Below are 23185 nucleotides of genomic sequence, written 5' to 3'. Positions count from 1 at the left end.
GCGCGTTCGGCCGCAAGCTCCCCGGCCGGACGCAAGCTCCACGGTCGGGCGCGACCCTCACGCCGTCGGCAGGGGTGATCGGCTATTTCGCGTTGTCTGCCAAGACGCGGACCTTCAGCGACTCCGGGCGAATCGTGACCCGCGCCGGGGTGTGCGCCACCGCATCACCATCGGCGTGGATCTCGACCGGCTCTGCGCCCTCGGGCGTGGCGATGTGGATCTCGCGGGCATGACTGAAGTGAATGTTCGGGTGGCTGTTGTGGCGTCCCAGGGTGAATGACACCAGCTCCGCCCCGAGCTTCGGCAGAAACGTGTCCTTGAGCAGGACCACATCGATGAGACCGTCGTCGAGCTCGGCCTCGGGTGAGAGCTTCAGGCCGCCTCCGTAGCGACCGGAATTGGCGAAGCCGGCTGACAGACCACGGAAGTCGAGGCGTTCACCATCGACGGTGAGCTCCAGCTCGATCCGCCTGGGCTGCATGATCGCCCGCGCCACCCCGTAGAGATACACCCAGTGGCCCTTGATGCGCCGGACCTCGTTGGCGTAGTTGTGGACGGCGGTGTCCAGACCGAGGCTGACATTGCCGACGCAGATCTGCCCATCGAGGTCGAGGACGTCGATCGAGCGGTCGTGACCGTCGGCGATGATCGCAGCGGCCTCAGCGATGTCCTTCGGAATGCCGACCTTGCCGATGAAGTCGTTGCCGCGACCGCCGGCGATGATGCCCAAAGAGGTTGTCGACCCCACCAGACCGGCCGCGACCGAGCGCACCATCCCGTCGCCGCCGAGGGAGACGACGATGGGCTCGTTCCGGGCTGCGAACTCGGCGGCGAGGTCGGTCGCATTCTGCTCGCTGGTGCTCTCGACCAGCACGGCCTCCAGGCCGTTGGCCGCGAAGGCGCTCCGCAGCGGGCCGATCCGCTTCGCGACGGCACCATTGCGTGCCGCCGGGTTGAGGATGACCGGGACGGGTGTCAGTGACGCGCTGCTCACAGTGACCTCGGCCCATTCATGAGCTTCCCGGGGTTCATGATTCCGACCGGGTCGACCTCGCCCTTTGCCGCGCGCAGCATCCGCATCCACAGCTCGCCGTGCTCCTTCGGGAGCCAGGGGGCATGGTCCGCACCGGCCGAATGGTGATGAGTGATCGTTCCGCCGCCTGCGATCATGGCGTTGCTGGCCGCAGTCTTCAGCGCCTTCCACTGCTCCATCTCCTGTCCCTCCTGCTGCTGGGCGAAGACCGTGTAGTAGAGCGAGCAGCCGGCGGTGTAGAGATGCGACACGTGGCAGAGGACGAACGCAGGGGTCCCGCGATCGGCCATCGCCTCCTCGATGTCGGACTTGATCGTGTCGTGGAGCTCCTCGATGGTGCTCCAGGGTGCGGAAGTCTCCATGGTCTCGACCACGACGCCCTCGGTCAGCAGCTGGTCACGCAGATACGGTGTCGAGAAGCGGTGCTTCTCCCACATGGTCTCCGGGGAGCCGCCGATGCTCACGCCCTTGTGCTTCCTGGCGATCGTGCGTCCGGCGGCCCGCCGCGCCCTGGCGTCGGCCTTATGCCCGTCGTAGCGCAGCACCAGCATGCACGGGGTCGTGATTTTCCGTGCCCGCAGATAGGTCAGGAGGCCCCTGCGCTGAGTGTCGCTGCCGAGCTGAGCCAGACCGAAGGCGGTCTCATTGACGTCGGAGAGTCGTGCGATGTCTGGCCGCAGACCGTCCTGCTCCAGCTCGCGCAGGGCGGCCGAGCCCGAGTGGAAGTCGGGGAAGAACCAGGCGTCGGGCAGTGTCGTCTCCGGCAGACGTTTGATGCGCAGCGTGGCCTGCGTGATGATGCCCAGTGTGCCTTCGGAGCCGACGAACATCTGGCGCGGGTTGGGTCCGGCCGCCGAGGCTGGAGACGTTCGCAGCTCGACCGGACCGCTGGGAGTGGAGCAGCGCAGACCGAAGACGTTCTCGTCGATTCGTCCGTATCCGGTCGACTGCTGTCCGGCCGACCGTGTGGCCACCCAGCCGCCGACGGTGCTGAACTCGAACGACTGCGGGAAGTGTCCGAGGGTGAAGCCCTCCGCCTGCAGCTTCTTCTCCAGGTCCGGGCCGAAGACGCCGGCCTGAGCGGTCACCGTGAGTGACTCCTCGTCGAGGTCGAGGATCTCATCGAAGCGGGCCAGGCTGATGCACACACAGCTGCTGAAGTCGCGGCGGAAGGCATCGAGGCCGGCGACGACGCTGGTTCCTCCGCCGAAGGGAACGACCGCGATGCGATCTTGCTGGCAGATGGCCAGCAGTTCATCGACCTCGGCATCCGAACTCGGGTAGAGGACGACGTCGGGCGCGAAGGGCACCTCTCCGCTGCGCAGTCGGATCAGGTCGGGGACACTGCGGCCGGCGGCGTGGGAGACACGTGTGGCGTGGTCACCGCGGACGAATTCGGCACCCAGCAGCTGCTCGAAGCGGGCGCGCGAGCTCTCCGGAAGGACGGCCTCGGGCAGAGAGACGGCATCGAGGTCGACCGGCGGACGGTTGACGCCCTTGGGCCAGCCGCATGTCTTCGTCAGCATCTTCTTGGCACCGGGTTTGACCGGACCGTCGTTGCCGTCCTCGCCCCAGCCCCACCAGCGCATCCGCGGTTGTGTGTTGTCCATGTGAGTCAGCCTTCTTCCTGTGTGTATGGGTTCTCGATCAGTTCCGGAGCGTGCCTGCGCACGGCAGCGGCCAGGTCCTCACGGTCGGCGTCGACGAGGCCCCAGCGGGTGCGGCGATCGACCACGTCGTCAACGGTGACGGCGAGTTCGTGCTCGACGGCGAACCGTATCTCCGCACCGCTCAAAGGAATTCCCGCCCTCACGGGTTCATTCAGTTCGGGATCGTTGGCACCATATGCCGCGACCGTGGCCGCGTCGGTGCCGTAGCGCCGAACCAGGTGCTCCGAGAGTCCGGGTTCCGGGGTTCCGGCACCGACGAGGCTGAGGGTCGTGGTGCGGCACGGCTCAGCCGTCAACCCGCCCGCCTTGACCACCTCGTCGACGGCGTCTTCGGCCATGCGACGGTATCCCGTGAGCTTGCCGCCGACGATCGTGAGGACGTCGTTGTGTGGGTCGCGCAGCAGTGCGTGCTTGCGTGAGAGGTCTGCGCTGGAGTCGCCCTTGCTCTTGAGCAGCGGCCGGAAGCCGGCGTAGGTGCCCACGATGTCGTCCGGCGTGAGGGGCTTCTCCAACACGGCGTTGATGATCTTGAGCAGAAAAGTGCGCTCGTCCTCGTCCGGGCGGGCCCGTTCCGGGATCGGCCCGGAGTGCGGGTCATCGGTGAGGCCGATCATGACGAGTCCGTCGGGCCACGGCACCGCGAAGACGAACCGACCGAAGTGGCCGGGCACGGGCGCTGTGACAGCTGCGGACGGGCTGCCGATGCTCTCGGCCCTGACCAACAGGTGCGAACCCTTGCTCGGGGCGAGCTCGACATCGTCTGACAGGGTGTCGGCCCAGACGCCGGCGGCATTGACGACCTGCTTCGCCCGGATCGTATGGCCCTCGCCGGTGAGCTCATCGGTGAAGTGAACCTGTCCCGGTTCGACACTTGCAGCGGAGGCGTAGGTGAGGATGCGCGCCCCGTGGGACGCCGCGGTGCGGGCGATGGCGACGACGAGACGGGCATCGTCGACGAGCTGTCCGTCCCAGCTGAGCAGCCCGCCGCGCAGGCCGGACTTGGCGGTGGCGGGCGCCAGCTGATTGACGTCGGCGGTGGATATCCGGCTGGGGTGGGGAAGCAGCGATCTGGGTGTCTTCGCGAACATCCGCAGGACGTCTCCCGCAAGGAAGCCGGTGCCTGTCAGAGCCGCGTCGAAGCGGCTGACGCCGTTGTGCAGCGGGAAGATCATCTGCATCGGGCGGATGAGGTGGGGCGCAATCCGACTCATCAGGTGGCCGCGTTCGACGGCTGACTCCCACGCGATCGGGAAGTCGAGTTTGGTCAAGTAGCGCAGACCCCCGTGGGCAAGCTTCGAGCTCCAACTGCTGGTGCCCGAGGCGAGGTCCTTGCGTTCGATGAGGACGACGCTGAGTCCACGGGCCGCCGCGTCGAGGGCGACGCCGACACCGGTGAACCCACCGCCGATGACGGCGAGGTCGACGGGTTCGTCTGCGGCGACTGTCTCGGCGAGGTCTTGGGTGCGTCGTGCGGCGTTGAGCGCGGGGTGTCCTGAAGAGCTGGGTTTCATCAGCGACCTTTCTGGTACGAGTGCGTACCAGTTTGCATTTGCGGTCCGATGTTGTCAAGATCACAGTGTGAGTGATCAGGGACGTCCGTATGCCGGTGCCAGCCGCGAAGAGCGTGAGAGTGCGCGTCGCGAGCAGCTCGTCACGGCTGGAATCTCGCTCTTCGGCACCCAGGGCTATCGGTCTGCGACGGTCGGTGCAGTCTGTGCGGAAGCAGGTCTCAACAAACGCTATTTCTACGAGTCGTTCGCCACGCTGGAGGACCTCCTCTGCGAAGTCTATGAGCGCGTGGTCGCCGACCTGCGCGCCTCGGTCCTCGCCGGCGACGACGAGGATGCCGCAATGGTGCTGCGCGGATTCATGGCGGGTTTTCTCACCTGGGCCCAGGCCAACCCGGTGCAGGCGCGAGTCCACCTCTTCGAGGTCCTGGGAGTCAGTGCGCGCGTCGACGAACTGTATCGCTGGCAGGGACGAGCGATCGGTGACGAACTCGCGAGTCGCCTGTCCGCGACGGTAGCCGGCCCCCAGCTCACCGCCGGCCAGCAGAAAGTCCTCGGTGACGTGCTCGTGGGAGCCGGTGTGCAGATGGTCGTCGACTGGGTCATCAGCGACTATCAGCCCCCACGCGATGAGCTGCTTGATCAGATGGATGCGACCTTGGGCTGGGTCCTCGCTGCCGGCCTGGCAGCGCTGGGCTGAATAGGTTGTCGAGCCGCGGGGCCCTTCGTCAACGCCTTTCAGCGCCACCAGCCGGCCTGGCGCTGACGCGGTAGCGTGGGCCATGTGACTCGGTGTCGGACTTGGCCCGCGCCGAAGAGCTGAAGCCCGTCGACAGGAGTGCACAGTGAACACCACCCTCATCATCTTCGGAGCCACTGGTGACCTTGCGGGACGGTTCCTGCTCCCGGCACTGGCGGAACTCGCCGCCGTCGATGCGCTTCCGCAGGGCTTCTCACTTGTGGCTTCGGGCACTCGGGACATGAGCGAGGACGACTTCCGTGACCATGCCGAGGGGAAGCTGAACGAGCACGGCGCAGACAGTCCGGAGAGCGCCCGCCGGTGGATCCTCGACCGAACGCAGTACAGGCCCGCGGATGTCACCGACACTGCCGATATGGCCGAACTTCTGGCAGAGACCGGCCGCGGACAGGATGCGCCGGTCACCGTCTACCTCGCCCTGCCCACCGGCCTCATGCCCGATGCGCTGCGCGCCCTGGCCGCCGCCGACCTTCCGTCAGGCAGCCGGATTGCGATGGAGAAGCCCTTCGGTGAAGATCTCAGCGGTGCGAACGAACTGGACGACCTCCTCGGCGAGCTCTTCGGTGATGAGGCCGCCGCGATCGTCTTCAACGTCGACCATGCGCTCGGTATGGCCCCAGTGCAGGCGATGCTGGCGCTGCGATTCGCCAACCCGCTGCCCGAAGCTGTCTGGAACAGCGAACACATCGAGGAGTTCCGGGTGCTGTGGGACGAAGCCATCGCGCTCGAGGGGCGAGCCCGGTTCTACGACAGCACGGGGGCGCTCAAGGATGTCCTGCAGAACCACCTGATGCAGGTGCTGACGATGAGCGCCATGGAGCGGCCCGAGGGGATCGAATCAGGATGGCCGAGTGCGGCAGAGCTGCGAGCCCGAAAAGCCGAACTCCTGTCCGCCGTTCGACCGCTGTCTGCCGCTGACGTTCCGACCTCCACCCGTCGGGCCCGCTACACAGCGGGCACGCTCGCCGATGAGCCGGAGGCCGCGGGGAAGACGGTGCCCGACTACATCGAGGAAGACGGTGTCGATGGGAACCGCGATACCGAGACCTTCGCCGAGGTTGTCCTGCACATCGACTCTCCCCGCTGGGCAGGCACCCGGTTCCGTCTGCGCACGGCAAAGGCGCTCGCCCACACACGCAAGGGCATCGAGATCCTCTTCCGCCCGGTCGGCGCCGCCCAGCAGGGAGCGCGCCTGTGGATCGGCCTCGACGGGCCGTTCGACGTCGAACTCGCTCTCAATTCGAGCAGCTCCAGAGACAGGCTGACCCCGATGAGCCTGATCGGTGAGCAGCCGAGGCCGGAGTTCTCACCGTATGGGCACGTGCTCAAGAGCGCCCTCGAAGGAGAGTCGGATCTTGCGGCAGGGCCGGAGGAATCGCAGCTGGCCTGGCAGATCCTCACCCCGGTCCTCGAAGCATGGGAGGCAGGGTCTGCGCCGATGGAGGACTATCCCGCAGGCAGCCCCGGCCCGGAATCGGAACCGCCGACAGGGGCGCAGCCATGAGGGCAGAACAGGTCACCGATCCGATCGTCTACCACGGTGAGGGGCCCGCGTGGTCGCCGTCCTGGGGCGGCTTGCGCTGGGCCGACATGCTCTCCGGCGACATCCTGACGCTGCGTGACGACCGAGTCGAACGCAGGCACGTCGCCGAGGTCGCCGCGGCGGTCCGTCCTCGCCGAGGAGGTGGCGCGGTCATCGGAATCGAGCGCGGGTTCGCCCTCGAAGGTCCCGATGGTCAGGTCACTGCCCTGCCTGAGGTCTGGGCCTCGCCGGGCATCCGCATGAATGAGGGCGGCTGCGATCCGCAGGGAAACTTCTGGTGCGGATCGATGGCCTATGACCAAAGCCCCGGTGCGGCATCGCTCTATCGTCTCAGTCCCGCGGGCAGGGTCGATATCATGCTCGAGGGCGTGACAGTTTCCAACGGTCTCGAATGGAGCCCCGACGGTTCACTCGTCTACTACAACGACACACCCACAGGGCAGGTTGCCGTCTTCGACTTCGATCCCGATGAGGGACTGCGCAGTCGTCGGGTCCTCGCTGAACTCCCTGACGGCGGTCGTCCCGATGGGCTCACAGTCGACAGCGAAGGCTGCGTGTGGACGGCCGTGATCAACCAGGGCATGGTTCATCGCTACCGGCCCGACGGCACCCTGGATGGAGTCATCGAGGTTCCAGCCGGCAGAGTCACCGCCTGCACCCTCGGTGGGGAGAACCTCGATCGGCTCTTCATCACCACGTCGCAGGAGAATGTGGACACCGCGGCGGATCCGTTGGCAGGTGCGCTGTTCGTCGCCGAGGTGGGCGTGACCGGACTGCCCCTGCGCGAGTTCGCGGGTTAGCTAGGTGCGCCCGACCGTCAGACCTCGAGACCGTTGAACGCCATCGAGGTGACCGCGTCGGCGATCTTCTCTGGGGCGGCGGGGTAGCCGGGCCGGTACCACTCGGTGATGGAGTTGACCATGCCGAAGAGCAGGCGCGTGACCAGGCCGGGTGTGAAGTCCGAGCGCAGCCCGCCCTCCTCGATCGCCGCGGCGACGAGGACGCGGATCTTATCGTCGATCTTGCGGCGTTGTTCGAGGGCCTCGATCTCGACGGCCGAGTTCCCGCGCACCCGCAGCAGCAGGGTCACGGAGTGGTGGTACTCGATGAGGATGACCACGCTGGCATGCACTGCCGCCCGCAGGCGCTCAAGGGCGCCCAGCCCAGGCCGCTGACTTTCGGCCTCGACCGCGGAGTCGAGGGCGCGAATGCCGCGGTTGATCGCCAGGTGCAGCAGCTCTTCCTTCGACTTCACATGGTGGTAGATCGCAGACTTCGTGATGCCGAGCTCACGCGCCACCGTGTCCATGGATGTGCCGTCGTATCCCCGCGTGACGAAGACCTCTGTGGCTTTGTTGATCAGCGTCTCTCGGTCGTAACCGGGGCGTCCACGACGGGTGCGCTTGGGCTGGTCCGGTGCGCCCGCCTCGGCGTCGGCGGGTTCAGTCTGTGCGTCCACGGCCGGGTCGACCCCGGACTCGAGGTCAGGTGTCGGCACAGGTGAAGTCGTTTTCGGCATGCGCACCAGTCTAACCAGCCCGCACTGCGGCTGCCGTGTTCGGCAGCGCAGCCCACTTGACGAGAGTGATCACCTGAGACCCTCGCGGCGGTCGATGATGCGCTTGAGCTTGCCGACCGAGCGGGGCAGATCGCCGGGCTGGAGCACCGACACGGTCGATGAGACGCCCAGGCGCTCTTTGATCCGCGCGGCAACCAGACCGTTGAGTCCGTCGAGCTCGATGGCTCCGACGCCTTCGCGGGACTCGACCTCGACGGTGACCTCGTCCATGCGGCCGGGACGGGTGAGCACCAGCTGGAAGTGGGGGCTTAAGTGTTCGAACTCGAAGAGCACGGACTCGACATTGGCCGGGTAGACGTTGACGCCGCGGATGATGATGAGGTCATCGGAGCGGCCGGTGATGCGCGAGATGCGGCGGAAATTCGGGTTCGCGGTGCCCGGCAGCAGGCTCGCCAGATCATGTGTGCGGTAGCGGATGATCGGCAGCGCCTCCTTCGTCAGGGAGGTGAAGACCAGTTCGCCCTCCTCGCCGTCGGGCAGGGCCTCGCCGGTGTAGGGGTCGACGATCTCCGGATAGAAGTGGTCCTCCCAGATCGTCGGGCCGTCCTTGGTCACCGCGGATTCGCAGGCGACGCCGGGGCCCATGACCTCGGAGAGGCCGTAGATGTCGACGGCGTTGATGTTGAAGGACTTCTCGATCTCCCTGCGCATCTCATCGGTCCACGGTTCGGCACCGCAGATCGCGGTCTGCAGGCTTGTGGTCGTGGGGTCGATGCCCTGCTTGTGGAACTCGTCGAGGATCGTGAGCAGATAGGTGGGCGTGGCCGTGATGATGTCGGGCTGGAAGTCCTGGATCAGCTGCACCTGCCGCTGCGTCTGACCGCCGGAGATCGGGATGACGGTGAAGCCGTGGCGCTCGGCACCGTGGACGCCCAGTCCGCCGGTGAACAGTCCGTAGCCGTAGGCGTTGTGCATCATCTGGCCCCGTCTGCCGCCTGCGCCGAGGATCGAGCGGGCGATGAGGCTGCCCCACTTGTCGAGGTCACCCAGCGTGTATCCCACGACGGTCGGCAGCCCGGTCGTGCCCGAGGACGCGTGGATGCGAGCGACGTCTTCGCGTGGAACGGCGAACATGCCGAATGGGTAGTTGTCGCGCAGGTCCTGCTTGTTCGTGAACGGCAGCTTCGCAATGTCGTCGAGGCTGGTGATGTCTGCCGGGGTCACGCCGAGGTCGTCGAAGGCCTTCTTATAGAACGGCACCTTCTCGTAGACCTTCGCGACGCTCGACTTGAGGTTGGCGAGCTGATCGGAGCGCAGCTCGTCGAGGCTCATGCGCTGTCCGGCGTCGAGATCATTGGCAGTCATCGTTGTCTCCTTGGTGAATCTTGTTGTGCTGAGCAATTCGTGGGGCGCCGAGGTGGAGCGCGCCTTATAGGGGGCCTTATAGCGCGCCTTACAGGGGCCGCGGTTGGGCCGCGGTTGGGCTGTATCGGACGGCCGCCGTATTAGGTGGCTGCGGGCTTTCGCGCTGGCAGGGTGCGGGAGCGGCCGCGGTAGGTCGCGACGATCTCGTCTCCGCGAGTGACTTCGATGTCGTAGATGCCTGAGCGGCCCTGTTTGACGATCTCTTTGCCGCGGGCGACGAGTTCGTCGCCGACGTAGGTGGGCTTGAGGAAGTCGATGTCACCGCCCGAGGCGACGGTGATCGAGCCGGGATAGTTGCAGGCCATCGCGAAGGTGGTGTCGGCGAAGAGGAACAGGTAGCCGCCGTGGGTGATCAGGTGCCCGTTGGCCATGATCTCGGTGATCGTCATCGAGCACTGCGCCCAGCCGGGGCCGTGGTCGTCGACTGTGATGCCCAGGTGCTGGGAGGCGCGGTCATTGGCGAACATCGCAGCGGCGCCGGTTTCCGGCTCAGCGTTCGTGTTCTCCGTTGTCTGCTGGCCTGACTCTTCCATATTGCGCTCCTCATCGAGTCGTACTTCTGCTGCGCCTGATGCACGTGGATGATGGCGATCTGTTCCCCTGGCGATCCCTGTGGAGCGACGTCGGAGATTAAACGACCATCTGGTCAATAAATATCGTTGTGATCGGCGTCGCTGTCAAGTCGGGTACCGGATCCGACCGGTGACGAGGCCCGCACCTCCGAGCGCCCCGAGGAATACGCCCAGGACGCGCACCCCGGCGGCCCGGCTGTGGAACCTGAGCGGCCGGACTGTGTGCACCGTGCAGACTTCGGGACCGCTGCCCAAGCCTCTGTGCGTTGCACCTCGGCGTGGGGTGTGCCACACTGATAGTGAACAATACAGAACAAATGGTCAGTAAATGGTTGTCCTGGGTCGGCGGTCTGAGGATGGTCGAGCCGAACGCACAGTCCTCAGCGGTGCAGCATTTGAAGCAGCGCACTGCCAGGAAGGGCGCATCCAAGGGTGGAGTGGTCATGACGACGAAAGTCAACGAAACAGAACTCGAGGCGCAGTTCGCCGCGACGATCGGAGCTAAGGACCGGATCGAACCGCGCGATTGGATGCCGGAGAAGTATCGCAAGACTGTCGTGAGGCAGGTCGCTCAGCATGCTCACTCGGAGATCATCGGGATGCAGCCCGAAGGCAACTGGATCTCTCGTGCGCCTTCGCTGCGCCGCAAGGCGATCTTGTTGGCCAAGGTCCAGGACGAGGCCGGTCACGGGCTCTACCTCTACTCGGCCGCTGAAACCCTGGGTGCCTCTCGCGATGAGCTCACCGAGAAACTCATCGCCGGCAAGCAGAAGTACTCCTCGATCTTCAACTACCCGACGCTGGCCTACACGGACGTCGGCACGATCGGCTGGCTTGTCGATGGTGCCGCGATCTGCAATCAGGTGCCCCTGTGTCGGACCTCCTTCGGTCCCTATGGCCGCGCAATGATCCGTGTCTGCAAGGAAGAGTCCTTCCACCAGCGTCAGGGCTTCGAGCTGCTGATGACGATGATGCGCGGCACCGAGGAGCAGCGAGCCTCGGTCCAGGAATCGGTCAACCGCTTCTGGTGGCCCTCACTCATGATGTTCGGCCCGCCCGATGACGACTCACCGAACACCGAGCAGTCGATGGAGTGGGGCATCAAGACCCACACCAATGACGAGTTGCGTCAGAAGTTCGTTGACATGTCCGTCCCGCAGGCCGAGGCCCTGGGCGTGACCTTCCCCGACGAGGGGCTGAAGTGGAACGAAGAGCGCGGCCACTACGACTTCTCCACCCCGGACTGGGACGAATTCTGGGCCGTCGTCAAGGGCAACGGTCCGTGCAACGAACAGCGTGTGGCCCACCGCAAGCGCGCCTGGGACGAGGGAGCCTGGGTGCGTGAAGCCGCGCTCGCCTTCGCCGAGAACACCGCCGCGGACGCAGCTGATACTGACACCGCGAACACCGCCGACATCACGAACATCACCGCCGAGGAGGCCGCCAAATGAGCGCAGAGACACAGACATCGGCGACTCGCGGCGAATGGCCCCTCTATGAGGTATTCGTGCGCGGCAAGCGCGGACTCAACCACGTCCACGTGGGATCGCTGCACGCCGCCGATGACCAGATGGCCATCCACCACGCCCGCGACGTCTACACCCGTCGCAACGAAGGCGTGAGCCTGTGGGTCGTGCGCTCCTCGTCGATCACGGCCTCGAGCCCCGACGAGAAGGACCCCATGTTCGCCCCCAGCGGCGACAAGGTCTACCGCCACCCCACCTTCTACGACATCCCCGACGATGTCCCCCACATGTGAGGAGAAGGCGATCATGACGAACGAACCTTCCATCCACGTCGACCACGACGAAGCCGGAGCCAGCATCGAGCACGGCGACCATGAGAACGCTTATTCGGGCCTGCTCATCAATGACGAGCACTGGGCCTTCGGCACCGACTTCGAAAACCCGCTGGCCGGCGTCGACACGACCGTTCCTTCCGGCGTCGACCCGAAGGACCTCGCGGCCTACTGCCTCATGCTCGGCGACGATGCTCTCGTCTTCTCCCAGCGGATCTCGGAGTGGTGCTCCAATGCACCTGACCTCGAAGAGGACATCGCACTGGCCAACATCGCCCTCGATCTGCTGGGCCAGTCCCGGCTTCTGCTCGCCCGGAGCGCAGCCGCGGATCCGAGCCTCGTGCCACAGCTGCCTGAAGGCTCGCCGGTTCCCGATGAGGACCGTCTCGCGTTCTTCCGCGAGGACCTGGCGTTCCGCAATGTCCGTCTTGCGGAGGTGCCCAACGGTGACTTCGCCGAGGCGGTCGCGAAGATCCTCATCTACTCCACGTGGCGCCTGGCGATCTTCGAACGCCTCCAGTCCAGCAGAGACACCGTGCTCTCGGCCATTGCGGTCAAGGGCGTGAAAGAGATGTCTTACCACCGCGACTTCGCTGGTCGCTGGGTCCTCACCTTGGCCCGCGGCACCGAAGAGTCGAAGTCTCGTCTGCTCACCGCACTTGAGGGTCTCTGGCCACTGTGGGACGAACTCTTCGAGACCCACCCAGTCGAAGCCTCGGTGGCGACCGCCGGAATCGGAGTCGATCCCGCCGAGGTGGCCGACGAGGCCGGAGTCATCCTCGACCAGGTCTTCGCAGCAGCCGGAATCGAGCGTCCCGAACGCGGTGCACTGGCCGGAGTGCGAGGAAAGAAGGGCCGCGACGGACTGCACACCGAAGCACTCTCGAAGATGCTCGCCGACATGCAGGTCGTCGCCCGCCAATACCCGAAAGGACAATGGTGACCGCAACACTTCAGCCCCACGCGTCCACCGTCCGCGGAGACAGTGACGACCGCGACGACCGCGTCACTCGATCGATGGCAACCCACACCGACGCCGAGGCGCTCGATCGTGCCCGCGTCGCCGCTGCCCGCGTGACCGACCCGGAGATGCCGATGCTCACGCTCGTCGACCTCGGCGTGCTCCGCGATGTCGCGATCGAAGACGGGCGCGTCGTCACGACCATCACCCCCACCTACTCGGGGTGCCCGGCGATGGCGACGATGCGCGATGATCTGCAGCGTGAGCTCCAGGACGCAGGGTTCCCCGACGCCGAGGTGCGGGTATCCCTGACTCCGGCCTGGACCAGCGACTGGATCACCGAAGAAGGACGGAAGGCCCTGAAGGGTGCCGGCATCTCCCCACCCGGGCAGGCGCCTCGGCACACGGGACCTGTGGCTCTGACCCTGATGCCCACGAAGCGGGCCCTGACCTGCACCTTGTGCGGATCGGCCAATGTGAAGCTGTCCTCGGAATTCGGACCGACGGCGTGCAAGGCGATGTACCAATGCCTCGACTGCCTCGAACCGTTCCAACACGTGAAGGAGATCTGAGATGACCGAGACGATCAATCAGAGCGCCGAGGCGGCCGAGCCGAGCGTTACAGGTGCGGGCGCATCCAGGTCGAGCTTCTACCCGCTGACCGTGAAGTCCGTCGACCACCTCACCGAGGACTCGGCAGCAGTGACCTTCGACGTTCCGGCCGAATACGCAGAGCTCTTCGACTTCGCCGCAGGGCAGTCCCTGACTCTGCGCCGGATGATCGACGGTGCCGAGCACCGCCGCTCCTACTCCATCTGCGCCCCGGCCGGAACGGACCCGCGCATCGGTGTCCGTGAGATTCCCGACGGCCTCTTCTCCAGATGGCTCGTCCGTGACGTCCGCCCTGGTGAGACCATCGAAGTCCAGCCACCCAGCGGCAGCTTCCAGGCCGACCCTGACCTCGGCGGACGGCACCTGTGCATCGCCGCAGGATCGGGCATCACCCCGATGCTCTCGATCGCCACAACCGTGCTGTCCAACCCCGACGCCTCGGTGACGATGCTCTACGGCAACCGCACCACGAATACCGTCATGTTCGCCGAGGAGCTCGCCGACCTCAAGGACTCACGCAACCAGCAGCTCGACCTCATCCACATCCTCTCCCGCGAACCCCGGGAGGTCGAACTCTTCTCCGGCAGACTTGATGAGGACAAGCTGCGCGCACTGCTGACGAACCTGGTGCCCATCGGCGATATGGACCACGTGTGGCTGTGCGGCCCATTCGGCATGCTCAGCGATGCTCGCGCCGTGCTCGCCGAATTCGGTGTGCCCAAGGACAAGATCCACTTCGAACTCTTCTACGTCGACGAACCGCCACCAGAGGTCGTCCACGCGGACAAGATCGTCGAGGGCGCCACCAGCGACGTCACGATCATCCTCGACGGACGACGGACCACCTCGGCGATGTCGCAGGGCCAGACGATCCTCGACTCCGCACAGGAATCGCGTTCGGATCTGCCGTTTGCCTGCAAGGGCGGGGTCTGCGGTACCTGTCGCGCCAAGGTCTGCGGCGGCGAGGTCGACATGGTGCGCAACTATGCCCTCGAAGACGCCGAGGTGGAGGCGAACTTCGTCCTCACCTGCCAGACCTTCCCCGTCAGCGACGAGGTCACGGTCGACTACGACTCGTGAACGAAGTTTCGCGAGCGCCGAGACTTCCGAGCGTCTGACGCTTTCGGTCGCTAGGCTTGAGGACCAGCGACGCTGCACCACACATCACACCTGAGGAGACCCATGCCCGAGGCATTCATCCTGGACGGACTGCGCACACCCATCGGCCGCTACGGCGGAGTCCTCGCTGATCAGCGACCCGACGATCTGGTCGCGACCACGCTCAAGGCCGTCGTGGACCGGTCGGGAATCGACCCGTCCGACATCGACGAGGTGATCCTCGGCTCTGCCAACCAGGCCGGTGAGGACAACCGCAACGTCGCCCGCATGGCCGTGCTGCTGGCCGGTCTGCCCGAGTCCGTTCCCGGCTTCACCGTCAACCGCCTGTGCGCCTCGGGGCTGACCGCGATCACGACGGCCCGGCAGATGATCGCCGCCGGCGACGCCGACATAGTTGTGGCCGGCGGAGTCGAATCGATGACCCGCGCACCCTGGGTGACCGAGAAGCCCTCACGTGCCTGGGCGAAACCCGGCAAGTCCTGGGACACCTCGATCGGCTGGCGCTTCACCAACCCCGCCTTCGGCGAGGACACGACCCTGTCGATGCCCCAGACCGCCGAGCGTGTGGCCGAACAGTGGAAGCTGAGCCGCGAAGCGCTCGACGAATTCGCCTACGCCTCTCACCAGAAGGCACTCGCGGCGCAGGAGGCCGGCAAGTTCGATCCCGAGATTCTGCCCATCGGCGACGTCAGCGCCGATGAGGGGCCTCGGGCGGACACCACTGTGGAGAAGCTCGCCAAACTGCGCGCGATCCACGGACCCGGCGGCGTCATCACCGCCGGCAACTCCTCCTCCCTCAACGACGGTGCCGCCGTCATGATTCTCGTCAGTGAACGCTATGCCGAGAAGCACGGTCTGAGCCCCAGGGCACGAGTCGTCACGGGTGCCAGTGCCGGCGTCTCCCCGGAGATCATGGGCATCGGGCCAGTTCCGGCCACCCGCAAGGTCCTCGACCGCGTCGGCTGGAACGTGGACCAGCTCGAGGCAGTGGAACTCAACGAGGCATTCGCCTCCCAGTCCCTGGCCTGCATCGGCGACCTGGGCCTGGACCCGGAGACCGTGAATAGCTTCGGCGGTGCGATCGCGCTGGGACACCCACTGGGCTGCTCGGGCGCACGCATCACTCTGACCCTGCTCAACCGCCTCGAACAGACCGATGCCAAGCGCGGACTGGCGACGATGTGCGTCGGCGTCGGCCAGGGTTCGGCACTGCTGTTGGAGCGGGCATGAGCGCGGCCGGCGCCGAGGGCGCGGCGAGCAGCTCCGAGAGCGCAGGGTCGAACTCCCCGCTGCTCATCGAGCGCCTCGAGGATCGGACGATCATCCGGCTCAATCGGCCCACGGTGCGCAACGCCATCGACCTCGACATGGTCGAAGCCCTCCACTCGGTGTGCGCCGAACTCGAGGCCAAGCCGAAGGTCGCGGTCATCACCGGCTCCGACGGAGTCTTCGCTGCCGGCGCAGACATCGGGCAGATGCGCAATCGTGGCCGCGAGGAGGCCCTGGCCGGCATCAACTCGAAGGTATTCTCTCGCATCCAGGAACTGCCGATGCCCGTCATCGCCCTCGTCGAGGGCTACGCTCTGGGCGGCGGGGCGGAACTGGCGTTCGCGTGTGACTTCCGCATCGGCACTCCCACGACCAAGATCGGCAACCCCGAGCCGGGACTCGGCATCATCGCCTCGGCCGGAGCCGCCTGGCGGTTGCGCGAACTCGTGGGAGAGCCGCGAGCCAAGGAGATTCTCTTGGCCGGTCGCACCCTCCAGGCCGACGAGGCGAAGTCGATCGGACTGCTCAATGACGTCGTCGACCCCGAGGATCTCGAACTCGCCGGTGAGGCACTTGCCGACCGGATCGCGAGCTTTGCTCCATTGGCCGTGAGACTGAGCAAATCCGCATTCCACGCACCCCGTGAGGCCCACCCGCTCATCGATAACGTGGCCCAGGCAGTGCTGTTCGAGACCGAGGAGAAGTACGCGCGGATGGATGCGTTCCTCGCGAAACGAGAAGCCAAGAAGCGGAAGAAGGCCGGAGCGGTGGCGACGGAAGCCATCGACGAACAGCCCGTGCCGGGAACCGAACAGAAAGGCGACACCGAATGAGCGAGCAGGCCGCGCGCGAACCTGACGCAGTTCACACCCCGAACTCGACAACGGACTCAAGCAGCGGCCCCCTGGTCCCAGAGACCGTCGGTGTCTACGGCGGCGGCCGGATGGGTGCAGGCATTGCCCATGCCTTCGCCAGCGCCGGAGCACGCGTCATCATCATCGAGAACACCGATGAGACCGTGGCCGCGGCCCAGGAGCGCGTGGACGCCTCGATCGAGAAGTCGAAGTCCAAGGGCCTCGAGGTCACGGGCAGCGTCGAGGTCGTACGCGATCCGACCCTGCTCGACCAGGCTCTTCTCGTCGTCGAAGCCGTCCCCGAGATCGTCGAACTCAAGCAGGAGATCCTGGCGGCCATCGCGAAGTACGCGCCGGCTGCGAGCATCGCCACGAACACCTCGGCCCTGTCGATCGATGAGCTCGCCGCCGCACTGCCACGGCCACACGCACTCATCGGGCTCCACTTCTTCAACCCTGTTCCCGTCAGCGACCTCGTCGAGGTCGTCGTCGGCACTCATACGCAGCCAGCGCTCGTTGAGGTCGCGAAGTCCTGGGTCGCGGGTCTGGGGAAGACGGCGATCACGGTCAAGGACTCACCGGGATTCGCCTCCAGCCGCCTCGGCGTGGCCCTGGCCCTCGAAGCGATGCGGATGGTCGAGGAAGGAGTCGCGAAGCCTGCGGACATCGACAACGCGATGACCCTGGGTTACCGCCATCCGGCGGGACCGCTGAAGACCACCGACATCGTCGGCCTCGACGTCCGCCTCGGGATCGCCGAGCATCTGGAAGCAGAGCTAGGACCCAGATTTGCACCGCCTCAGCTGCTCAAGGACAAGGTCGCAGCCGGTCAGCTGGGTCGAAAGTCCGGTCAGGGATTCTATACTTGGTGACCAGGCAGGCAACAAGCCTGCTTGTTACACCGTCATCAGCAACACCGTCAGCTGCAAGGGAGCACACGTGACCGAGATCCAACTGTCCAACCGGGGAAACATCGCAGAGATCGTCCTCGACGGCCCAGATTCCCGCAACGCCCTTGACGCTGACAACCTCCGCGACCTCGCGGCGGCAGTGGCCAAGGTCGCCGAGGCGATCCCGAGTGTTCGCGTGCTCCTGATCAGGGGAGAGGGCAAGGTCTTCAGCTCCGGTCGTGACATCTCGGCCGTCGACGTCGAGACCGATGACGCACACGCATTCCTCGCCGAGGCGTTCACCCCCGTCTTCCAGGCCATCCGGGCACTGCCGATCCCCGTGATCTCGCAGGTCCAAGGTGCCGCCCTCGGCCTGGGCTTCGGGGTTGCAGCGGCCGCTGACATCATCATCGCCGCCGACGATGCGAAGTTCGGTTCGCCGTTCGCCGCGATCGGTGCGATGCTCGACTCGGGCGCCCACCACGTGTTCCTCGATCGGGTGGGCTATCACCGGACGATGGACCTCATCATCACCGGTGACTTCATGACCGGCGCCGAGGCGGCCGCTGCGGGCATCGTGTCCCGTGCGGTCCCAGCCGATGAGCTCTCTGAGTTCGTCGAGTCGAAGCTGGCCAAGATCGTGACCGGCCCAGCAGACGCGTTCGCGATGGAGAAGGGCTTCGTGCAGAAGCTTGCCGACGACCGCCCGACCCTGGCGCAGGTGCTCGCGGAAGAGGCCAATCTGCAGGAGACCGCCCGACAGACTCCGGACTACGCCGAGGGATTCAAGGCTTTTCAGGAGCGCCGCGCGCCGCAGTTCGATTGAGCTGCCGTTGGGCCTTGGTCTCCGACGCTGAGATCACTTGACCGGCTGGACCTCGTCCTCGGTGACCCACTTGTGGTTGGTCATCGCCATATCACCCGTATCGACGTCGGCCATGTAGACGGTCTCATCGGTCGAGCCGTCGATCGTTGCCTTCGCGCCCTTCATCCCGGGCATGTGGTCTGCGTTGAGAGTTACCTTCGCCCCGTCCTTGAGTGGAGCCTTGCCGGGGTTCTTCAGTTCTTCGTGGACGACCCATTTGTGGTCCTTGACCGGGTCGCTGCCATCGGTGGGCGTGTAGCTGACCGAATAGGTGGTGGTCTCGAAGGCACCTGAGATCGTCGCCTTCGCCCCTTTCATTCCGGGCATATGGTCAGCGGTGAGAGTGACCTCATCTCCGACGGCGTATGTGGGATCGGATTCCTTTTCGATGCCCTTGGGCGGCTGGCCGCCGTCCGAGGCGTGCTCATGGCTTTCGCCGTGGTCCTCACCCGATGCCGACTCGGACTGTTTCTCATGCTGTGAGTGCTGAGCAGCCTCGTCGCCTTCAGAGCTGGCGCATCCCGACAGCAGCAACGCTGATGCGGCTGCGACCGCAGCGATGGTCGTCAATGGAGTGGATGTGTTCATTTTCTCTCCTGGAGTATCCCTGGCAATGGCGGTCCGATCGCGGGCTGCACGAAGTAGCCCGATGCCGACGCTATACCTAGAGGGGGTATAGTTGTCAACGTGATTCAGACTCAGACGGCGCCTGCGTCGAAGCTCAGGCGAACCATCTCCATTGTGGCCCTGACCTTGGTGAAAGCCATTGACCATCTTGACCGACTGGCGGTGACTGATCGCCCGAATGATCTCATGGCATCGGTCTACCCCGATGAGCTTGTGTTGGCCGGTGAAGCGCAGGAAGTGACGATCGAACTGCCGAGGGAGAAGGCGTATGTCTCGATTGCTCCCTACGTGGACACCACTCACGACTGCTTCTATCACAGTCTGACAACCTGTCGTGGAGAGCTCGGCAACGAGGAGCTTGACGTGAAGATCACTGACAGCGCCTCCGGCGAAGTGGTCGTCGACGATCGGGCGACCACGTTCGACAACGGCTTCGCTGGCTTCTGGGTTCCAAGCGACATCGAAGGAACCATCTCCATCACTCACGAGGGGAAGTCCGGTTCTGTTGACTTCTCGACCGGGGAAGAGGGTGCGACCTGCATCACCGATCTGCGCCTCTCCTGATCTGAAGCCTCGGTTATCCGGGTCTGATCAGTCCTCGGGGTTCGCTTCAGGCTCGTTCTCTGTCGTCGCCGGGTCCTTCTGCTCCGACTTCCAGCGGCGGAAGGTGAGGATCGTCAGCACGATGACCAGCGCCCACGAGATGCCGACAGCGGTGCCTGTGATGATGCCGGGATTGCCGATGAACGCGCCGACCGCGACAAGGGACAGCTGACCCGGCAGAGCCGAGATCACGGTAGCGATGAGGAACGTGCGGCTCCTGATCCCCAGTGCCCCGCTGCCGTAGTTCACCGGCCAGTAAGGAAATCCTGGCATGAGGCGAAGGATGCACACCGCATAGAACCCGCCGTTGGTCAGCCGCGACTCGATCGCCTCTGCGTGAGAGCCCAACAGCTTCATCACGGTGTCGCGACCCAGGCCGCGTGCGACCCAGTAGCCACCTACGCAGCCGGCTACAACCCCGATCATCGACAGGATCGTGCCGAAGATGAGACCGAAGGCGAGGCCGCCGGCCACAGCCATGATGGTCACCGGGATCGGCGTGGCTGCGACGAGTGCATAGAGAAGAATGAAGATGCCGAAGCCCCAGAAACCGGCCTCGGCAATCTGCTTCTGGATTCCGTCGAGTGAGGGCAGATGCACGTTGAACACCAGCCACAATCCGGCGAGCACAGCCAGTGCCAAAGCCACATTGCGCAGGATCGATCCCCACGGCACTCGAGATTCGCTGTGAGAGCTCGGTTGCGGTGCGGAGTTCTCATCATTCGGCATGGGACGATCCTACGTGTCGGCCCCGGCAGGTGATGAATCGACGAGGCCCGCCGACGTGACGTCGACGGGCCGCCTCGGTGAGGATCGGGTTGATATCAGCCGGTGAAGATTGCGACGGCTTTGATCACAGTCAGGGTCAGGCCCCAAACGAGACCGCCGACCACGACGACGGTCAAGGTCGAACCGACCGCTTTATAGGTGCCGCCGACAGGGGACTGTGGTGAGCCCTCGGGCGGGACGTGTGCTGTTGGAGTGGAGCTGCTCATGAGATGTCCTTCCCTGCTTTCAGTTGTCGTCTTCGAGCGCGGCGGCCTGCTTGGCCTTGACGTCGGCTTCCCGTTCGAAGAATTTCTCCCTGACGGGGCGGACGAGGATGTTGGCGATGAAGCCGATGGCGAGTGCACCGACCATGATGTACATGCCCGGTGTGTAGAGCTCGGGGCCAGTCTTTCCGGCCTTCTCTCCTGCCTCGACGACAGAGTTGACGATGAGGGGGCCTGCCACGCCGGCCGCGGACCATGCGGTGAGCAGGGCACCGTGGATGGCTCCGACCTGGTAGACGCCGAAGAGATCCTTGAGGTAGGCAGGAATGGTCGAGAACCCGCCGCCGTAGAACGAGATGATGACCAGCGTTGCGAGGATGAACAGGACGATGGAGCTGCCCCCGAAGAGCGCTACGACCAGGTAGAGCAGCAGTCCGACGCCGAGGTACATCATGTAGTTGTTCTTCCGGCCCAGGTAGTCCGAGGTCGTCGACCAGATGAAGCGGCCGCCCATATTGCCGATCGACAGCAGCCCCACGAAGCCGGCAGCTGCTGCAGCCGTGATGCCGAAGTAGGACTGAATCATCGGAGCGGCGTTTTCGAGGATGCCGATGCCGGCAGTGACGTTGAGGAAGAGGACCACCCACAGCAGCCAGAACTGCGGTGTACGGATCGCATTGCGCACCGAGACATTGCCCGTGGTCTGCATGGGCTTGGTCGTCGCTTTGGCGGGGTCGAAGTTCTTGGGCAACCACTCGGGGTGGGGCACGCGGATGACGAAGGCACCGGCGGCGATGACCACGGCGTAGACGATGCCGAGGGTGACGAAGGTCGGAGTCAGACCGGCAACGAGATTCTCCGGTTCCGGCCCACCTCCGTAGAGGCTCATCAGCTGGTTCGACATCGGGCTGGCGATGAGTGCGCCGCCTCCGAAGCCCATGATGGCCAGGCCGGTGGCCAGGCCCGGGCGGTCCGGGAACCATTTCATCAGAGTCGAGACCGGGGAGATGTAGCCGATGCCCAAGCCGATGCCGCCGATGACGCCGTAGCCGAGGTAGACGAGCCAGAGCTGTCCGGTCATGATTCCCAGTGACGCGATGAAGAAGCCGACCACCCAGCAGGTGCCCGCTGCGACCATTGAGGCGCGCGGGCCGTTCTTCTCCACCCAGGGACCGAAGACGGCCGAGGAGATGCCGAGCATGAGGATCGCGAGGGAGAAGATCCAGCCGATCGAGACCTCACCGGCGTCGAAGTGCGTCATGAAGGGGATCTTGAACACACTGAACGCGTAGACCTGTCCGATGCACAGGTGGATGGCAAGCGCGGCCGGCGGGATCAGCCACCGGTTGAAGTTCTTCGGCGCGACGATCGCTGATCGCGTGAGGACGGAAGCCATGGAGGGATCCTTAGATTGGTGTGCTCTGCGTGCGACCGTCATCGGTCGCACGTGCTGTGAGGGCGAGCGTGTCAGGACGACACGTTTCTGTTCTCCTACAGGTTAGAGCGCACGCAAGGATTTGGCGAGGAACACTCAGGAATTCCCCAAGAATGAGACTCGGGCCTGTGCGGCCCGAGTCTGTGGTGGTCCGAGCTCGATGGCTCGAGTCTGTCGTGCTCCGGTCAGAGGTTGATGGTGACGTCGCCCTGCTTGCGAAGCTTCTTGGCGAACTTCTGAGTCGCTTCGGTCGACTTCTGGCTCTTCACCTGCTTCTCGAGCTGGGGACGCATCTCCTCAAGAGGCGGGACTTCCTGAGCCTGCTGGCCGCCCTGCTGCGCCATCTGCTCCTGCTGCGTCTTCGCCTGCTGGTAGGCCTGGCCGATCTCTTCGCCGCTGACCTTGAACTCGCCGTATTCGTCCTTGATGAGGTCTTCGATCGACAGCTGGGTCTTCAGCTCGGAATGGACCTTCTTCTCGCCCATGCCCTGCTTCTTCATGGCGGCGAGGAAGTCCTTCTTGCTCATCTGGCTGGACTTGGCGGACTCTTCGAGACCCTTGTCGACGTCCTTGGCCGAGACCTTGATGCCGCGCTTGTCGGCTTCCTGGCTGAGCAGCTCGGTGCTCACCAGGTTCTCAGCGGTCTGCGTCTTGAGCTGCTTATCATCGACCTGCTGGCCCGACTGCTGTGACTGCATCTGCATCTGCTGGTACTGAGTCTCGTAAAGGGGGACGAAGTCATCCTTCGTGATCTTCTTGCCGTTGACCTCGGCGACGACCTTGGGGATACCATCGGTGTTCGGTTTGCCTTCTTGGCTCTTGCCCTGGCCTTGTCCCTGGGCTTGGTCTTGCCCCTGCTTCTGCTCAGCCGCGGCGGATGTCTGCTCGTCAGCTGGTTTGTCCTCGGCTGAACCGCAAGCGGCGAAGGACACCACGGATACGGACAAGGCGAGGCCCAGCAGCCACTTGCTCTTCTGCACATTCACTCCTGAAATCGGGATCAGCCTGTCAGGCTAACAGCCGCGATTCACCGAAGTATGTGTGGAGTATGAATGTCGCTTGGCAAGCCGGATTGCGGCGGTTGGGCATGAAGGCGCCCATGGGGGTGCTCAATGCCTCGGGTCTTCTTC

The 23185-nt window shown here is 65.0% G+C and carries 24 protein-coding genes; 13 read left to right on the top strand and 11 right to left on the bottom strand.

Features of this window, described 5'->3' with window-relative positions; translation table 11 throughout:
- Positions 1 to 82 precede the first annotated feature (82 nt).
- From HU144_RS03035 to HU144_RS03025, 3 genes are read right to left on the bottom strand one after another with little or no spacing between them, the layout of a single operon-like run.
- On the bottom strand, positions 83 to 994 hold the full coding sequence (locus tag HU144_RS03035) for a diacylglycerol/lipid kinase family protein (RefSeq protein ID WP_235350081.1): 912 nt from the start codon (positions 992 to 994) through the stop codon (positions 83 to 85).
- Complete coding sequence (locus HU144_RS03030; RefSeq protein ID WP_235350080.1) at positions 991 to 2643, bottom strand: FAD-binding oxidoreductase; 1653 nt, start codon at positions 2641 to 2643, stop codon at positions 991 to 993. Before HU144_RS03030 ends, HU144_RS03035 begins: the two co-directional genes overlap by 4 nt.
- A gap of 5 nt (positions 2644 to 2648) precedes the next feature.
- Positions 2649 to 4214, bottom strand: coding sequence for a glycerol-3-phosphate dehydrogenase/oxidase (locus HU144_RS03025; RefSeq protein WP_235350079.1), 1566 nt, complete (start codon positions 4212 to 4214; stop codon positions 2649 to 2651).
- A gap of 67 nt (positions 4215 to 4281) precedes the next feature.
- Here HU144_RS03025 and HU144_RS03020 point away from each other — a divergent pair, with 67 nt between their 5' ends.
- The 3 genes from HU144_RS03020 (at position 4282) to HU144_RS03010 (ending at position 7314) form a co-directional block, all read left to right on the top strand.
- Positions 4282 to 4911, top strand: coding sequence for a TetR/AcrR family transcriptional regulator (locus HU144_RS03020; protein ID WP_235350078.1), 630 nt, complete (start codon positions 4282 to 4284; stop codon positions 4909 to 4911).
- Between the two features lie 145 nt (positions 4912 to 5056).
- Complete coding sequence (locus HU144_RS19350) at positions 5057 to 6475, top strand: glucose-6-phosphate dehydrogenase (protein ID WP_235350077.1); 1419 nt, start codon at positions 5057 to 5059, stop codon at positions 6473 to 6475.
- Complete coding sequence (locus tag HU144_RS03010; RefSeq protein ID WP_235350076.1) at positions 6472 to 7314, top strand: SMP-30/gluconolactonase/LRE family protein; 843 nt, start codon at positions 6472 to 6474, stop codon at positions 7312 to 7314. The genes HU144_RS19350 and HU144_RS03010 overlap by 4 nt, the downstream gene beginning before the upstream one ends.
- A gap of 17 nt (positions 7315 to 7331) precedes the next feature.
- Here the strand turns inward: HU144_RS03010 and HU144_RS03005 are convergent, their stop codons facing one another.
- The 3 genes from HU144_RS03005 to paaI form a co-directional block, all read right to left on the bottom strand.
- Positions 7332 to 8033, bottom strand: coding sequence for a TetR/AcrR family transcriptional regulator (locus HU144_RS03005; RefSeq protein WP_235350075.1), 702 nt, complete (start codon positions 8031 to 8033; stop codon positions 7332 to 7334).
- Positions 8034 to 8102: 69 nt separating this feature from the next.
- Complete coding sequence (locus HU144_RS03000; RefSeq protein ID WP_235350074.1) at positions 8103 to 9398, bottom strand: AMP-binding protein; 1296 nt, start codon at positions 9396 to 9398, stop codon at positions 8103 to 8105.
- A 140-nt stretch (positions 9399 to 9538) separates the two neighbouring features.
- Entirely contained in the window at positions 9539 to 9991 is a 453-nt protein-coding gene (gene paaI, locus HU144_RS02995; protein WP_235350073.1) for a hydroxyphenylacetyl-CoA thioesterase PaaI, read from the bottom strand.
- Positions 9992 to 10473: 482 nt separating this feature from the next.
- On the opposite strand from paaI, the gene paaA reads away from it, so the two are divergent.
- The 9 genes from paaA to HU144_RS02950 all read left to right on the top strand — a co-directional run bounded on the left by paaA (position 10474) and on the right by HU144_RS02950 (position 18359).
- A complete protein-coding gene (gene paaA, locus HU144_RS02990) occupies positions 10474 to 11481 on the top strand; it encodes a 1,2-phenylacetyl-CoA epoxidase subunit PaaA (protein WP_235350072.1) in 1008 nt (335 codons plus the stop codon).
- Positions 11478 to 11789: a 1,2-phenylacetyl-CoA epoxidase subunit PaaB gene (gene paaB, locus HU144_RS02985; protein ID WP_235350071.1), complete on the top strand. Its 312-nt coding sequence runs from the start codon at positions 11478 to 11480 to the stop codon at positions 11787 to 11789. The genes paaA and paaB overlap by 4 nt, the downstream gene beginning before the upstream one ends.
- 13 nt (positions 11790 to 11802) lie before the next feature.
- On the top strand, positions 11803 to 12771 hold the full coding sequence (gene paaC / locus HU144_RS02980; RefSeq protein WP_235350070.1) for a 1,2-phenylacetyl-CoA epoxidase subunit PaaC: 969 nt from the start codon (positions 11803 to 11805) through the stop codon (positions 12769 to 12771).
- Between the two features lie 74 nt (positions 12772 to 12845).
- Positions 12846 to 13361 (top strand): 1,2-phenylacetyl-CoA epoxidase subunit PaaD, encoded by a 516-nt coding sequence (paaD, locus tag HU144_RS02975; protein WP_235352645.1) that lies wholly within the window; start codon positions 12846 to 12848, stop codon positions 13359 to 13361.
- A gap of 1 nt (position 13362) precedes the next feature.
- Positions 13363 to 14481, top strand: coding sequence for a 1,2-phenylacetyl-CoA epoxidase subunit PaaE (gene paaE / locus HU144_RS02970; RefSeq protein WP_235350069.1), 1119 nt, complete (start codon positions 13363 to 13365; stop codon positions 14479 to 14481).
- 102 nt (positions 14482 to 14583) lie between these two features.
- Positions 14584 to 15750 (top strand): thiolase family protein, encoded by a 1167-nt coding sequence (locus HU144_RS02965; RefSeq protein WP_235350068.1) that lies wholly within the window; start codon positions 14584 to 14586, stop codon positions 15748 to 15750.
- Entirely contained in the window at positions 15747 to 16622 is an 876-nt protein-coding gene (locus tag HU144_RS02960; RefSeq protein WP_235350067.1) for an enoyl-CoA hydratase/isomerase family protein, read from the top strand. The genes HU144_RS02965 and HU144_RS02960 overlap by 4 nt, the downstream gene beginning before the upstream one ends.
- Entirely contained in the window at positions 16619 to 17515 is an 897-nt protein-coding gene (locus tag HU144_RS02955) for a 3-hydroxyacyl-CoA dehydrogenase family protein (RefSeq protein ID WP_101557331.1), read from the top strand. The genes HU144_RS02960 and HU144_RS02955 overlap by 4 nt, the downstream gene beginning before the upstream one ends.
- A gap of 67 nt (positions 17516 to 17582) precedes the next feature.
- The gene (locus tag HU144_RS02950) at positions 17583 to 18359 is read left to right on the top strand and encodes an enoyl-CoA hydratase/isomerase family protein (RefSeq protein WP_235350066.1); all 777 of its coding nucleotides are present in this window, start codon (positions 17583 to 17585) and stop codon (positions 18357 to 18359) included.
- Positions 18360 to 18392: 33 nt separating this feature from the next.
- Here the strand turns inward: HU144_RS02950 and HU144_RS02945 are convergent, their stop codons facing one another.
- On the bottom strand, positions 18393 to 18986 hold the full coding sequence (locus HU144_RS02945; protein WP_235350065.1) for a YdhK family protein: 594 nt from the start codon (positions 18984 to 18986) through the stop codon (positions 18393 to 18395).
- Positions 18987 to 19085: 99 nt separating this feature from the next.
- Between HU144_RS02945 and HU144_RS02940 the strand changes: the two genes are divergently transcribed.
- Positions 19086 to 19589: a CueP family metal-binding protein gene (locus HU144_RS02940; protein WP_235350064.1), complete on the top strand. Its 504-nt coding sequence runs from the start codon at positions 19086 to 19088 to the stop codon at positions 19587 to 19589.
- A 27-nt stretch (positions 19590 to 19616) separates the two neighbouring features.
- Here the strand turns inward: HU144_RS02940 and HU144_RS02935 are convergent, their stop codons facing one another.
- The 4 genes from HU144_RS02935 to HU144_RS02920 form a co-directional block, all read right to left on the bottom strand.
- Positions 19617 to 20357, bottom strand: coding sequence for a TVP38/TMEM64 family protein (locus HU144_RS02935; RefSeq protein WP_193078750.1), 741 nt, complete (start codon positions 20355 to 20357; stop codon positions 19617 to 19619).
- 95 nt (positions 20358 to 20452) lie between these two features.
- A complete protein-coding gene (locus HU144_RS02930) occupies positions 20453 to 20623 on the bottom strand; it encodes a hypothetical protein (protein WP_193078751.1) in 171 nt (56 codons plus the stop codon).
- 19 nt (positions 20624 to 20642) lie between these two features.
- The gene (locus HU144_RS02925) at positions 20643 to 22016 is read right to left on the bottom strand and encodes an L-lactate MFS transporter (protein WP_235350063.1); all 1374 of its coding nucleotides are present in this window, start codon (positions 22014 to 22016) and stop codon (positions 20643 to 20645) included.
- Between the two features lie 224 nt (positions 22017 to 22240).
- Entirely contained in the window at positions 22241 to 23035 is a 795-nt protein-coding gene (locus HU144_RS02920; RefSeq protein ID WP_235350062.1) for a SurA N-terminal domain-containing protein, read from the bottom strand.
- Positions 23036 to 23185 lie beyond the last annotated feature (150 nt).

The organism is Brevibacterium sp. UCMA 11752 (assembly GCF_021532235.1).
GTDB classification, from domain to species: domain Bacteria; phylum Actinomycetota; class Actinomycetes; order Actinomycetales; family Brevibacteriaceae; genus Brevibacterium; species Brevibacterium antiquum.
Note: the sequence above shows the minus strand (reverse complement) of the source record. Positions and strands in the feature narration are given on the sequence as shown.

Bases quoted from the DNA above. Each gene is read 5' to 3' on its own strand.
- HU144_RS03030 (WP_235350080.1), bottom strand. From the start codon at position 2,643: ATGGACAACACACAACCGCGGATGCGCTGGTGGGGCTGGGGCGAGGAC.
- HU144_RS03025 (WP_235350079.1), bottom strand. From the start codon at position 4,214: ATGAAACCCAGCTCTTCAGGACACCCCGCGCTCAACGCCGCACGACGC.
- HU144_RS03010 (WP_235350076.1), top strand. From the start codon at position 6,472: ATGAGGGCAGAACAGGTCACCGATCCGATCGTCTACCACGGTGAGGGG.
- HU144_RS03005 (WP_235350075.1), bottom strand. From the start codon at position 8,033: ATGCCGAAAACGACTTCACCTGTGCCGACACCTGACCTCGAGTCCGGG.
- HU144_RS03000 (WP_235350074.1), bottom strand. From the start codon at position 9,398: ATGACTGCCAATGATCTCGACGCCGGACAGCGCATGAGCCTCGACGAG.
- paaI (WP_235350073.1), bottom strand. From the start codon at position 9,991: ATGGAAGAGTCAGGCCAGCAGACAACGGAGAACACGAACGCTGAGCCG.
- paaA (WP_235350072.1), top strand. From the start codon at position 10,474: ATGACGACGAAAGTCAACGAAACAGAACTCGAGGCGCAGTTCGCCGCG.
- paaB (WP_235350071.1), top strand. From the start codon at position 11,478: ATGAGCGCAGAGACACAGACATCGGCGACTCGCGGCGAATGGCCCCTC.
- paaC (WP_235350070.1), top strand. From the start codon at position 11,803: ATGACGAACGAACCTTCCATCCACGTCGACCACGACGAAGCCGGAGCC.
- paaD (WP_235352645.1), top strand. From the start codon at position 12,846: ATGGCAACCCACACCGACGCCGAGGCGCTCGATCGTGCCCGCGTCGCC.
- paaE (WP_235350069.1), top strand. From the start codon at position 13,363: ATGACCGAGACGATCAATCAGAGCGCCGAGGCGGCCGAGCCGAGCGTT.
- HU144_RS02965 (WP_235350068.1), top strand. From the start codon at position 14,584: ATGCCCGAGGCATTCATCCTGGACGGACTGCGCACACCCATCGGCCGC.
- HU144_RS02960 (WP_235350067.1), top strand. From the start codon at position 15,747: ATGAGCGCGGCCGGCGCCGAGGGCGCGGCGAGCAGCTCCGAGAGCGCA.
- HU144_RS02955 (WP_101557331.1), top strand. From the start codon at position 16,619: ATGAGCGAGCAGGCCGCGCGCGAACCTGACGCAGTTCACACCCCGAAC.
- HU144_RS02945 (WP_235350065.1), bottom strand. From the start codon at position 18,986: ATGAACACATCCACTCCATTGACGACCATCGCTGCGGTCGCAGCCGCA.
- HU144_RS02935 (WP_193078750.1), bottom strand. From the start codon at position 20,357: ATGCCGAATGATGAGAACTCCGCACCGCAACCGAGCTCTCACAGCGAA.
- HU144_RS02930 (WP_193078751.1), bottom strand. From the start codon at position 20,623: ATGAGCAGCTCCACTCCAACAGCACACGTCCCGCCCGAGGGCTCACCA.
- HU144_RS02925 (WP_235350063.1), bottom strand. From the start codon at position 22,016: ATGGCTTCCGTCCTCACGCGATCAGCGATCGTCGCGCCGAAGAACTTC.